We start from the raw sequence: 13,494 nt of genomic DNA, 5'->3' as shown, positions 1-13,494 counted from the left end.
GGCCGGCTCTACCCGACCTGCACGGCCCGGTCGCCCCACGCGTCGATCCGCGCCTCGAGCCCCGCCCGCACCTCGGGCCACTCCTCGACGAGCACCGAGTAGACGGCCGTGTCGCGCCAACTGCCGTCGGCCCGGCGCATGGCGTGCCTGAGCACGCCCTCGAAGGTCGCGCCGAGGCGCAGGATCGCCGCGCGCGACCGCGAGTTCGCGGCATCCGCCTGGATCTTGACGCGCGCGAACCCGTGGTCGAACGCGAGCCCGAGCAACAGCAGTTTCACCTCGGGGTTCACGACCGTGCCCCACACGTGCGGATCGTACGCGGTCCAGCCGATGTGGGCGCCCTCGTTGACCACGTCGAGGTCGCCGAGCGTCGAGGTGCCCACCAATCGACCGGCGTCGGGACCGCTCGCGAGACGGATGACCCAGGGCAGCGCCTGCTCGCCCCGGGGGTAGTACCCGGCGGCGAAGCGCTCGAACGCCGCGAGCGATTCGGGCAGGCCCGCCGGCCCGCCGCCGTAGCCGCCGGCGAACACCTCGGGGCGGCAGATCGCGTCGTACAGCTCGGGCAGGTCTGCGTCGGCGAGCGGGGTCAGCACGACGTGGCGGCCGGCGAGTTCGGTGGTCTCAGGGCGGGTGGCGGTCACCGATCGAGTCTGCCACGATGACAACGGGCGGCGCGTGCCGCCGACATCCGAGGAAAGGCTGGGGGGCATGGCTGGCATGGACGATCTCGCCAAGCAGGCGGGCGATTTCATCGAGCAGAACAAGGACAAGATCCAGGACGTGCTGAAGAGCGAGCAGGCCGAGGACATCAGCGACAAGCTCCTCGACGGCATCGGCGAGGCCGTGAAGAAGATCACGCCCGACGAGCACGACGCCAAGGTCGACGACGTGCGGGCCAACATCGACAAGTCGGTCGGCAACCAGTAGCGCCGGCGCACACCTGCGAGACGACGAGGGGCGGATGCTTCGGCATCCGCCCCTCGTCGTGTTCGAAGGACCCCTGGCCGCCGTGCTAGGAGGAGCGGCGCCGACGACGCAGGACGGCGAAGAGGACGATCGCCCCGCCGAGCAGCAGGATGCCGCCGGCGATCGCCGCCGGGACCCAGGGGTCGACACCGGTCGCCGCCGGGAGCGGGTCGAAGCGGTTGTCGACCGTGATCGTCACGTCCTCATCGAGGCCCACGACGACGGGCGTCGCCTCCGTCGCGCTGATCGTGACCGCCGCCGCACCGTTCAGGTCCGGTTCGGCCGCCCAGCACTCGGCGCCGAGCGGCAGCTCCCCGATCACCTCGCTCTGCCCGCCCGCGATCGTGACCGGCTCGCCGTCGAGCACGACGCCGACCCCGTTCGCACCCTGGTCGAGCGTGCAGGTGACCTCGATCGTGAAGGTCTTGCCCGCGGCCTGTGCCGTGTCGCCGCTCACCGTCTTGGCGACCTCGATCGCCCCCTCGTCGAACGTGTTCGTCGCGGTCAGCGTGAGGTGCTGCGGCTCGCCCTCGACCGTGATGATCGCCGCGTTCTCGTAGGAGTCGAAGTCGATCGCCGTCGACGTCGCGCCGGCCGCATCGATCTCCGCGCCGAAGCAGTGGGTGCGGTAGGGCAGCTTGAGCGGATCCCCGTCCTCCCGCAGCACGGTCACGGTCTCACCGGCGCCGACCTCGACAGGGGCGTCGTAGATCGTGACGATGGTGCCCTGCACGTCGAGCTGGCACGTGACCTGCACCGTGAAGACGGCCTCCTGCACCCAGGGCTGGTCGGCGCCGGCACCGTCGACCTCCTTCGTCAATTCGATGGTGCCCAGTGAGAACTCGTTCACGAACCCGGCGGTCCTGACTGTCTCGACCCCCTCCGGCTGCTGGTCGGGGATCGTGACCGTCACCGGCGGTGGCGTCGTGTCGGCATTCGCGTCGAACGTCTCGGTCACGACGCACACCGCGTTCACGGGGATACCCGTGATCGTCTCGCTCGTGAACGGCCCCTCCGTTCCATCCCCGATCACGACGAGCTCCTGGTCGACGACCGTCTGATCCTCGTACGTGCAGGTCACCTGGAAGATGAACGGCCCGTTCGAGAACTCCGGGACGCCCGGCCCGGTGACCTCCTTCAGCACGTTCAGCGCGCCGGTGCGGAACTCGTTCTCGACGGTGACGGCGACCGGTTCGCCGGTCGCGTCGTCGCCCACCGTGACCTGCTCGGGCGTCACGGTCGACTCGGTCGCGCCGCCGTCGGCGTCGTCATCCTCCGTGACGGTGCAGGATGCCCCGGTCGGCAGGTTCTCGACGAGCCACACGTCGCCCGGGGCATCCTTCGTCAGCGTGTGCGTGGCGTCGAAGACCACGTCGGGGTCCGCGGCCTCGAGCGTGCAGACCATGCGCACCTCGAAGTCGCCGAAGGTGCCGCCCCACGCATCGGCGCCGGTGCCCGTGACCTCCTTGGTGACCTCCACGGAACCCACGGTGAAGGCGTTCGTCACGCCGAGGCTCGTGACGATCGTCGCCTCCGCGTCGGGCAGCAGGGTGAATTCGGCGGTCGTCGCCTCGCCGAGATCCGTTTCGGTGCCGTCCTGCGTGAGCACCATCGAGGTGGATGCCCCGCCCTGGTCGGTCTCGGTCACCGTGCAGTCGGCGCCGGCGGGCAGTTGGTCGTACGATTGCGAGCCGCCGTCGGTCAGCTCGAACGACTCGTCGAGCACGGTCTCACCCTCGAAGGTGCAGACCGCGGTGAACGAGAAGACCGTGTCGTAGGCGACCGGCGTGCCGTCCTGGTTCACCGCGCCGCCGTTGTCGACGGACTTGGCGACCGTGAAACCGGCGTCGGGGAAGTCGTTCGTCACGGTGATCGGCACGGGCGTCTCGCCGTCGTCGACGACGATCGGCTCCTCCTCGGTCGCGCTGATCGTGATCTCCCAGGCGCCCTGCCCGTCGGGCTCCTCGGCCCAGCATTCGGAGCCGATCGGGATGTCACCCAGCGTCGCCGTCTCACCGCCCTCGAGCTCGACCGGCTCCTGGTCGTAGACCACGATCGGCGGGTTGCCGTCGCCGCGATCGAAGGTGCACGTCACGAGGATCTCGAACGTGACGCCCTCGGCGTGCGCGGGGTTGCCGTCGAGCGCCTTCGCGACGACGAGATCGCCGTAGTCGAAGGTGTTCGTCGCGGTGAGCTCGAGCGCCTGCGGCTCTTCGCCGCCGGCCGCGACCACGATCACCGCGTTCTCGAACGAGTCGAAATCGACGCTCGACTCCGTCGCACCCGCGTCGTCGGTCTCCACGCCCCAGCAGTGCGTGCCGAGCGGCAGCAGCAGCGGCTCGCCCGTCGCCGGGTCGATCACCGTGACCGTCGCGCCGCCGGTCACCTGCACGTCGCCCTCGAACAGCGGCTCACCGTCGGCGGTCAGCGCACAGGTGACGTGCACCGTGAACGTCGCACCGGAGATCTCGGGATCCTCGGCCGCCTCACCGTCCACGACCTTGCTGACCGCGATCGTGCCGGCGCTGAACGGGTTCTCGAACGGCGCCACGACGACCTGCGGCTCGCCGTTCACCTCGTCGGTGATCGGCACGGTCACGGGCTCGGGCGTGGCATCCGCCCCGCCGTCGTCGGTCTCGGTGACGACGCACTCGCTGCCGACGGGCAGGCCGGTCACCGGATCGGATTCCAGGGGCCCCGTGGTGCCGTCGCCCACGACCGTCAACGTGCCCTCGCCGACCGTCGCACCCTCGTACGTGCAGACGTAGGTGAACACGAAGTCGACGCCCTCGGTGAAGGTCACGCCCGGTCCGACGAAGGACTTCTCGACCTCGAATCCGCCGGTGCGGAAGTCGTTCGTCACGGTCACCGCGACCGGATCGCCCGCCTCGCCGTCGACCCCGATCACGACGGGCTGCTCCGGCGTGATGACCGGATCCCCGGTCGCGCCGCCGTCATCGGGCTCGGTCACCGTGCAGGATGCGCCGGTCGGCAGGTTCTCGACCGTCACGGTCGCGCCGGCGGCGATGGTGAGCACGCCGTCGTAGACCGTGTCAGGGTCGGCGGCTTCCAGCGTGCAGACGACGTTCACCTCGAAGGAGTCGGGTGCCCAGGCATCCGCCCCGCTGCCGGTCACGTTCTTGGTGATCGCGATCGCGCCGACGGTGTAGGCGTTCGTCACGGCGAGACTCGTGACGATCGTCGCCTCGGCGTCGGGAAGCAGCGTGAACTCCGCCGCGGTCGTCTCGCCGAGATCGGTCTCGGTGCCGTCCTGCGTGATCACCATCGACGTGGATGCCCCGCCCTGGTCGGTCTCGGTCACCGTGCAGTCGGCGCCCGCCGGCAGGCCGCCGAACGTCTGGGTGCCGCCGTCGGTCAGTTCGAACGACTCGTCGAGCACGGTCTCGCCCTGGAACTCGCACGTCGCGGTGAACGAGAACACCGTGTCGTACGCGATCGGCGTGCCGTCCTGGTTCACTGCACCGCCGGCGTCGACCTCCTTCGTGACGGTGAAGCCGGCGTCGGGGAACACGTTCGTCACCGTGATGGTGATCGGCGCCTCGCCGCCGTCGACGACGATCGGTTCCTCCTCGGTCGCATCGATCTCGATCTCGTAGGCCCCCTGCCCGTCGGGTTCCTCGGCCCAGCACTCGGAGCCGATCGGGATATCACCCAGCGTCGCCGTCTCGCCGCCCTGCAGCTCGACCGGCTCCTGGTCGTAGATGACGATCGGCGGGTTGCCGTCGCCGCGGTCGAGGGTGCACGTCACGAGGATCTCGAAGGTGACGCCCTCGGCGTGCGCGGGGTTGCCGTCGAGCGCCTTCGCGATGGAGATCTCGCTGAAGTCGAAGGTGTTCGTCGCCGTGATCTCCAGCGCCTCGGGGTCGTCGCCACCCGACGCGATGACGATGACGGCGTTCTCGAACGAGTCGAAGTCGACGCTCGACTCCGTCGCACCCGCGTCGTCCGTCTCGTCCCCCCAGCAGTGCGTGCCCAGCGGCAGCAGCAGCGGCTCGCCCGTCGCCGGGTCGATCACCGTGACCGTCTGACCGCCCGTGACCTGCACGTCGCCCTCGAACAGCGGCTCGCCGTCGGCCGTGAGCGTGCACGTCACGTGCACGGTGTAGGTCGCCTCGACGATCTCGGGCACCTCAGCGGCGGTGCCGTCGAGCTCCTTCGTGACCGCGATCGTGCCGGCGCTGAACCGATTCTCGAACTCGGCGGCCTCGACCTGCGCCACACCGTCGACCTCGTCGGGGATGGTCACCGTCACGGGCTCGGGCGTGGCATCCGCCCCACCGCTGTCGGTCTCGGTCACGACGCACTCGCTGTCGACCGGAAGGCCGGTCACGGTCTCCGACAGGAGCGGCCCCGCCGTGCCGTCGCCCGTGATCGTGAGCGTCCCCTCGCCGACCGTGACGCCCTCGTACGTGCACACGTATGTGAACACGAAGTCGACCGACTCGCTGAATCCGACGCCGGGTCCGACGACCGTCTTCTCGACCTGGAACCCGCCGACGCGGAAGTCGTTCGTCACGGTCACGGCGACCGGGTCGCCCTCGGCACCGTCCACGCCGATCACCACCGGCTGGGCCGGCGTGATGACCGGTTCACCGGTCGCGCCGCCGTCGTCGGGCTCGGTCACCGTGCAGGATGCCCCGGTCGGCAGATTCTCGACCGTGATGGTCTGACCGTCGGTGATGGTGAACGTGTCGTCGTACACCGGGTTCGTCGTCGCCTGGTCCCACTCGCAGACGAGCCGGACCGTGAACTCGTCGGGCGCCCAGTCCTCGGCGCCGGCGCCGGTGACGTCCTTCGTGATCGAGTGGCCGCCGACCGTGTAGGTGTTGGTGACGGCGAGCGCGGTGAGATGCGTGCCGTCCTCCTCGTCGGGCAGAATCGTGAACTCGGCCGGCCCCGCGATGGGCTCGCCTTCCACACCGTCCTCGGTGACCACGACCTCGGTCGTCGTGGCGCCCGCGGCATCCGTCTCGGTCACGGTGCAGTCGGCGCCGACCGGCAGCGGGGCGAAGTCCTGCGAGTCGCCCTCGCCCAGCGTGAACGTGCGTTCGGCCTCGGGGATGATCTCCTCGCCCAGCCAGATGCAGCTGGCCTCGAACGTGAACTCGGGATCGAACGCGATCGCGTTGCCGTCCTGATCGACGGCGGTGCTGCGCTCGACCTCCTTCGAAATGGAGAAGCCACCGATCTGGTAGGTGTTCGTCACCTGCAGGGTGACCTCTTCCACCGGGTCCGGCGGGAACGGGTGGTGGATGTCGGTGCGGCCGGTGAGGTCGCGGGTCGCGATGACCTCACCCGAGCGGTCACCGGTGCCCTCCGGGTCGTACGTGACGGTGGAGCCCTGTGCGAACAGCTCGGAAACCGTGCAGGCGGAGAAGAGCGGCAGGTTCGTACCGGTTCCCACGGCGACGAGCGATCCGTCGGCGGGCACCTCGATCGGGGAGACCTCGTCACCGGCGGTGTCGACGAGGTCGACCGGCTCCTCGAGCGACTCGCACTGCACGTCGAACTCGTACGAGTCCGGCAGCGGGAAGGTCCAGGAATCGGGGGCGACCTGCTGCTTCTGCAACTGCACCTCACCCGTCGGCACGGCGACGCCGGCGCGGACCGGCTCGACGGGGCCCTGGTAGATGCCCTCGCCCTGGAACGTCGCCCGCGATCCGGCCGCGACGGTGTTCCAGGCGATGGGCAGTCCATCGTCGTAGGCGTCGGGCACGATCGCCGGGGTGCGGGTGTCGAACGTGACGGCACCGGTGGCGCCGGGCGGAAGGCCGCCGCCCGCCGGGTACGAGAACACGAGCTTCAGCGCGCGCGCCGTCGCCAGCTCCTCCAGCGGGGTCGTCGCGTCGTACTCGATCCACTGACGACTCGACACGTCGGCGAAGCACGGGTCGGAATCGGGGACCGGCTGGCCGAGCGTGCTGTACTGGATGTCGGTGGCGTTGCAGGCCTGGTTGGGCACGCTCGTCATGTAGTACGCGGTTGCCGTACCAGCGGGCGGGATCACGACGTTTCCGATGAAGACGGGTGCCCATTCCGATCCCCGCTGCGAGCCGACGACGACGCCGGTGTCGCCGACCGCCGGGAGCACGTCGATGCCGGCGATCCGGTCGGCGGGAACGTTGCCGCGGTTGGTGAAGCTGATGCGCCAGGTCTCGACTCCGCCCGGCCTGGTGATGGGCACGCATTGATTGACGTAAAAACCGCCGCCGGCGTTCGGCGTGGAGCACGCCGCAGCGGTCGGATTCGCTGCCGTGTTGAGAACACCGAGGTCGTTGTAGTTCGGGTCCGATGGATCGACGCCCGGCACGCCGGCTCCCGTGCCCTTGACGGACTTGACGATGCTGATCGGCGCTGCGGCGGCCGGCGTCACGGTCGTGTCGGCCGCGCATTCGGCGACGTTCTCGGTGTCGGCGATCTCGACGTTGTTCGACGTGTGCTCGCAGGTCTCGAAGTCGCGGTCGCTCGTCGCGGCGATCGTGTTGGCCACCGGCGTGCCCGGCGCGAGGCCGGCGCGGAACTGCAGGTGCGCCGAGATCGCGAGCACGTCGCCCGGGTTGAACACGAAGCCGTCGGGCACGGTGATCGTCACCACGCCGGTGGTCGTGTCGAGCTCACCCGTGAATCCATCCGTCGGCAGGGCGTTGCCGCCCGCATCGGTGAGCGCGAACTCGAACACCGGGTCGGCGCCCGGTACCGGTACGAGATACGAACCGGTTGCATCGGTCGCGATCTGGTCGGTCAGCTCGAGCCCAGTCATGGCCCACTCCCCGGAGTTGGTCACCGTCATGACGTACGGAATCTCCGAGTCGGGCGGGAACTGCTGCGCCGTCGCGCCGCCCGATCCGTTGCCGGGCGACTTCGTGACGCGGATCGCGTTGGGGCGATGGAGGAGCTGCGTGGTGTCGGTCGCGTCCGCCGTGGCCTGCCACGTGGCGCCCCCGGGCGTCTCCCACGACCCGACACCGAGCACGTCGACCACGTCGGTGGTCGTGCCCTGCACGGTCTCACCGGGCGCGGTCTGCAGGCCGGGCAGCGTCGAGGGGACCGGATACGAGTCGATCTCGCCGTTCGGCCCGACGCGCAGGTTCTCCAGCCGGTCGGCCAGGAACGAGAACGAGACGATCGGATTGCGCGGCTGCTCCCAGTTCGACCCGGCCTCGTCACGGCGCACCTCGAACCGGAGTCCGCGCACGTCGGCCGCGGCGACGCCGCCGGGGAGCACGGGGGTCACGGTGTTGTCGCCCGCGACGTCCTGCCAGTCGCCGACGACCCAGCACGGTTCGAGGTCGGCGGCGACGTTGCACGACGCGAACAGGCTTCCGGTGTCCTCGGCGTACTCGACGCCCACGAGTGCGGACACGCGGACCTGACCGAGGTTCTCCGGCAGGGTCGCCACCGGGAAGGACGCGAACTGGAAGGCGTTCCAGAACGTCGGCGCGTCGTCGGTGATCGTGAAGACGGTCGTGCGGACGTTGCCGGTCGGCTGGCCGCCGATCGTCACCGTGTAGCCCTCGCGCGGCTCGTCCTCGTACCGGGAGGCGGGCGAGATCGACTTGCCGGCGTTCACGCCATACGTGGCGGGCTCGAAGATGAACGAGTCCTCGTCGGAGGCGTACGCTTCATCGAGATCGGGGTCTCCGCCGGGGCGTGACGCCTCGGACGACGCGAAGTTCTCCACCGTGTCGTCGAGCGTGGGTCGCACCGTCGGGTCGTCACGCAGGAACTCGCGCAGCTGGTAGGCGAGGAGCACGCTGGTCTGCTCCTGCGTCTGGATCGCGACCCGGTCGGGATCGGTGTGCGTGACGGCGAATCCGACGACGTCGGCGAGCTCGTCGGGTGTGAGCGCGAGTGCCTCCTCGATGGTGTGCTCGGTGGTCGTCCCCCCCGCACGGGTCAGCTCCACCGTGGAGACCGTGGCCTCGGCCGGCACGCTGATCGACTCGATCGCATACAGGTTCAGGTAGTCGTACGTCGTCGTCTCGCCGGGAGGCGGCGTCGGCGGGTTCGGCGTCGCGGCCGGGTCGGCGAGTCGCAACGTCTCGATGTTCGTCTCGGTCTCGTTCCGGGCGGTCAGCGTCGCGCGCACGAGCGGATAGTCGGCCTGGTCGGCGGCCTCGGGCGGAATCGGCAGCCCGTCCTGGTCCCATGCCTTCGTCACCGACGTGTTGATCACGGTGTCGAGGATCGTGATGTCGTCGCTCGCGTTCTGCGAGATCGGCTCGGGGCCTTCGCCCGCGACGTTCACGGTGTTGGTGACGACGCCGTTCAGACCCGAGTTGTAGGTCTCGTCGTGGAGGCTGCCGACGACCGGGCCGCCGTCGCTGCGCTTCTCCTGGCGGAGCTGGAAGGTCAGGTCGAGGTTGCGGGAGAAATCGTAGGAGGCGGCGACCCCGGTGCCGGGCGCGGGCCCCGTGCCGGCGCCGCGGTTCGACCCCTCGACGTAGGTGAGTCGCACGGCGAGCGTCGACGCGCGCTGCGCGTCGTCCAGCTCGTATCCGGGGAAGGCTCCGTCGCACGCCGTACCCGTGGTGTCGGCGGCACCGCACGCATCGGCGGTCACGTCGACCCACGCATCGGCGGTGTCGCTGTAGAGCTCGACGGTCGAGATGCGGTCGTACGGCATGCTCGGGTCGACGGTCGCGTCGATCGCCTCGATCGCGGCGAGGTCCCACGCGTCGAACACCGATGCCGCGAGGTCGGAGAAGTCGTCGCCGGCGGTCGGGTCGTCGGTGACCGCGACCGAGTCGAACGGCACGCCCTCGGTCGCCCACGACACCCGGGCGGTGCGCAGGTCGTCGGAGAAGGCGTTCACGTTCTCTTCGAGCCATGTCTTCTCGATGAGGTCGACACCGTCGCCGCCCGGGAACGGGTTCACGTCGATCTGGTCGCCATCCGTCGCCGTGTTGTCCTCGGGCGTCGTGTCGTCGGGGTTCGTCACCGTCGACGACGCGTCGTTGGCGACGACGAGCGGATCGGCCGCGGCCGCGGCATCCGAGACGCTGCCCGAGCCGTCTCGGAACTCGTCGCGAGTGACGACCTGGACGCTCGGCGCGACCTGGAACCCGGGCGGAAGGGTCTGGCCTGGCTTCGGCGTGTAGACGAAGCGGATCCCCTGGACGTCGTCCTGCAGGTCGGCGGGCACGGTGTAGTTCAAGGTCGTCGGGCCTTCGACGAGTTCGGCGCCGGGCAGCACCACCCACTCCTCGCCGTTCCAGTACTCGACGGTGAGGTTCGCATCGGCGGGTACCCCGGCCGTGAGCTGGTTGGCGTCGAACGTGTTCCAGAACTCCGACGGCGGGTCGCCGGGCTGCGGATCGGCCGGGTCGCTCACGATGAGCTCGTCGGCCCCGACCGTCGACGCGTTCTCGCCCTGGTCATTGACCGATGCGAGGAACGTCACGTCGGTCGGGCTGCCCGGGATGTCCCAGACCTCGTCCTGCACGATGTTCTTCTCGATGAGCGTCGACACGCGAACGGGCTGGCGCGTCAGGTCGGCGGCATCCTGATCGGTACCGGTCTGGTCGGTCTCGTCGGTCACCGTCGAGGTGACGAAGTTCGTGCTGACGATGTCGAGTTGGCCCTCGACCGGGGCCGCGGTCACGTCGAACGGCAGCTCCGCCGTGGAGTTGGGCAGGATCGGGCCCGTGAAGGTCACGGTGAAGCCGACGACGTCACGGTCTGCCTCCGGCGGGGGCATCGTGTTCTCCTCGCCCGTCGTGACGGGCTCTCCAACGCCGTCGGCGTACGTGTACGTCACGGTCGCGCTCGTCGCGTTCTGCGGCCACGCGACCGGGCCGAACCCGTCGAAGGTCAGGCCCTGCTCGGCGAGATCCGGCGACCCGGGCGTCGGCTCCTCGATGACCATCTCGGTGACCGGTCGGGGACCGTTCATCGAGTCGATCGTCGCCGTCGTCGACTCGCCCGCGAGCAGCACCGGGTCGGTGAAGGTCTTCTCCACGTCGACCGTCGGGCCCGTGTTGCTGATGACGACGGCGCCGTCGGCCGTCTCGGGGATGTTCGACCGGTCTTCGACCACGACGTTGGAGGAGGCCGTGTTGGGCACGGTCTCGGACGCGTCGAGCGGGATGTCGAGCACGGTGTCGTTCGTCACCGACGAGATGCCGATCGTGCCCTCCTCGCCGGCCGGCGTCGGCGGGATCTGCCCGGTCGATGACGTGAACGTGAAGCGGAGGCCGTGGACCTCGTCGGGCGGCACATCGGGGATGTTCGTGAAGTCGGTCGGGATCGGGCCCGTCGGGTAGGTGACGACCCAATTGCCGTCGTCGTCGAGGTACTCGATCTGCACCTGATCGGCACCCGGCGGCGGGGTGATCGAGGTGATACCGGTGAAGTCGAGGTATCCGTCGAACGGACTCGCGACCCCGTCGGCCGGGTCCTGCACGACGATGGCGTCGACCGACCGATTCGAGGCATTGCCGCCGCCGATCGCGTAGTCGACGGGCTGGTCGGGCAGGGCGGGCACGGTCTGGCCGTCGGCGACATGGTCGTCGACGGACTTCACGACGGTGGAGTCGAGCAGCTCGGGGATGTCCAGGATCACGGTCGCGGGCGCCTCGACCGGCAACGCGTTCGTCGAGGACGCGTTCGCGGTGTTGGTGATCTCGCCGTCGTAGTCGGCGCTCGCGTCGGCCGGCACCTGTACGAACACGGTGATCGTCACCTGCTGGCCGGTCTCGAGGCCCGTTCCGGCCGTGCCCACCTCGTTGAACGCGACGTTGAACGAGCCCGCGCCCTGGTCGACCGTAACGGTCGGCGCGGTCGCACCCGTGCCGCCGCCCGTCACGACGACGGGATTCGGCACCGATGGGTCGAACACGAGCGGCGCGGGCAGCGTGTCGTCGACCATCGCATCGGTGCAGATGTCGACGATCGGGCTGTTGCACGTCATCGTGATCGTGTAGCTGAACTGCTCATCCGCTTCGTACGGAGAGGTATCGGGCGGTGTGACGACCTTCGTGAAGGTCGTGAACTCCGCGTCGTCTGGTGCCGCGGCCGCCGGCATCGAGCCAGCGAGGGCTGACGCCCCGATCAGTGTCGCCGCGAGTGCGGCCGCCGTCCATCGTCCGATCGTGCGCAAACTGAACCCCCCGGTCAGGCCGCGCCAGCCCATGACGGACCGACGCGACTCAGGTGCACCTGCTTGGCACCCTATCGGGGGTCCGGCGCGCCGACAATGGCGCGGGGGCGACCGGTCAGTCGATCAGGTCGTGCAGCTGCACGATCGCGTCGCGCTCGGGGCCGACGCCGATTGCCGAGATCCGCGACCCCGACATCGCCTCGAGCTCGCGCACGTAGCTCTGCGCGTTCGCGGGCAGGTCGGAGAACTCTCGCGCGCCCGAGAGGTCTTCCTTCCAGCCGGGGAACTCCTCGTAGACCGGCTTCGCGTGGTGGAAGTCGGACTGCGACACGGGCACCTCGTCGACGATCGTGCCGTCGACGTCGTAGGCGACGCAGACGGGGATGCGGTCGATGCCGGTCAGCACGTCGAGCTTCGTGAGCACGAAATCGGTCACGCCGTTGATGCGGCTCGCATATCGGGCGATGGGCGCGTCGTACCAGCCGGTGCGTCGCTTGCGTCCGGTCGTCGTGCCGAACTCGTGGCCCTGCTCGGTGAGGAAGTCGCCCCACTCGTCGAACAGCTCGGTCGGGAACGGGCCCGCGCCGACGCGGGTCGTGTACGCCTTGATGACGGCGATGACCCGGTCGATGCGGTTCGGCGCGATGCCCGAGCCGGTCACGGCACCACCCGAGGTCGCGTTCGAGGACGTCACGAAGGGGTAGGTGCCGTGGTCGACGTCGAGCATGGTCGCCTGGCCGCCTTCGAAGAGGACGGTCTCGCCGCGCTCGAGGGCCTGGTGCAGCAGCAGCGACGTGTCGTCGACCATCGGGCGCAGCCGGTCGGCGAAGCCGAGCAGCTCGTCGACGATCTCGCCCGCCTCGATCGCGCGGCGGTTGTACACCTTCACCAGGAGGTGGTTCTTCTGGTCGAGTGCGCCCTCGACCTTCTGCCGCAGGATGTTCTCGTCGAAGAGGTCCTGCATGCGGATGCCGACGCGGTTGATCTTGTCGGCGTAGGTCGGGCCGATGCCCCGGCCCGTGGTGCCGATCTGCCGCTTGCCGAGGAAGCGCTCGGTCACCTTGTCGAGCGTGCGGTGGTACTGGGTGATCACGTGCGCGTTCGCCGAGATCCGCAGCTTCGAGACATCCACGCCACGGGTCTCGAGTGCCTCGAGCTCCTCGAAGAGCACCTCGATGTCGACGACGACGCCGTTCGCGATGACGGGCGTGACGCCCGGCGTCAGGATGCCGGAGGGCAGCAGGTGCAGCGCGTACTTCTCGTCGCCGATGACGACGGTGTGGCCGGCGTTGTTGCCGCCGTTGAACTTGACGACGTAGTCCAGGCGCGGGCCGAGCAGGTCGGTCGCCTTGCCCTTGCCCTCGTCGCCCCATTGCGCTCCGACGAGTACGACAGCGGGCATT

At 69.5% G+C, this 13,494-nt stretch carries 4 protein-coding genes; 1 reads left to right on the top strand and 3 read right to left on the bottom strand.

Annotated elements, in window-relative coordinates:
* Positions 1 to 8 precede the first annotated feature (8 nt).
* A complete protein-coding gene (locus GE115_RS05085) occupies positions 9 to 644 on the bottom strand; it encodes a GNAT family N-acetyltransferase (protein WP_312854910.1) in 636 nt (211 codons plus the stop codon).
* A gap of 67 nt (positions 645 to 711) precedes the next feature.
* Between GE115_RS05085 and GE115_RS05080 the strand changes: the two genes are divergently transcribed.
* Entirely contained in the window at positions 712 to 930 is a 219-nt protein-coding gene (locus tag GE115_RS05080; RefSeq protein ID WP_153683686.1) for an Rv0909 family putative TA system antitoxin, read from the top strand.
* 85 nt (positions 931 to 1,015) lie between these two features.
* On the opposite strand, the gene GE115_RS05075 is transcribed toward GE115_RS05080, so the two are convergent.
* Both GE115_RS05075 and GE115_RS05070 read right to left on the bottom strand, forming a co-directional pair.
* Positions 1,016 to 12,016: a DUF5979 domain-containing protein gene (locus GE115_RS05075; protein WP_172979714.1), complete on the bottom strand. Its 11,001-nt coding sequence runs from the start codon at positions 12,014 to 12,016 to the stop codon at positions 1,016 to 1,018.
* A gap of 190 nt (positions 12,017 to 12,206) precedes the next feature.
* Positions 12,207 to 13,493, bottom strand: a complete 1,287-nt coding sequence (locus GE115_RS05070; RefSeq protein ID WP_153683684.1) for an adenylosuccinate synthase — start codon at positions 13,491 to 13,493, stop codon at positions 12,207 to 12,209.
* Position 13,494: the final 1 nt, after the last annotated feature.

The organism is Agromyces agglutinans, assembly GCF_009647605.1.
Lineage (GTDB): Bacteria > Actinomycetota > Actinomycetes > Actinomycetales > Microbacteriaceae > Agromyces > Agromyces agglutinans.
Note: the sequence above shows the minus strand (reverse complement) of the source record. Positions and strands in the feature narration are given on the sequence as shown.

Excerpts from the sequence above, each read along its gene's own strand:
- GE115_RS05080 (WP_153683686.1), top strand. The coding sequence starts at position 712 with ATGGCTGGCATGGACGATCTCGCCAAGCAGGCGGGCGATTTCATCGAG.
- GE115_RS05075 (WP_172979714.1), bottom strand. The coding sequence starts at position 12,016 with ATGCCGGCGGCCGCGGCACCAGACGACGCGGAGTTCACGACCTTCACG.
- GE115_RS05070 (WP_153683684.1), bottom strand. The coding sequence starts at position 13,493 with ATGCCCGCTGTCGTACTCGTCGGAGCGCAATGGGGCGACGAGGGCAAG.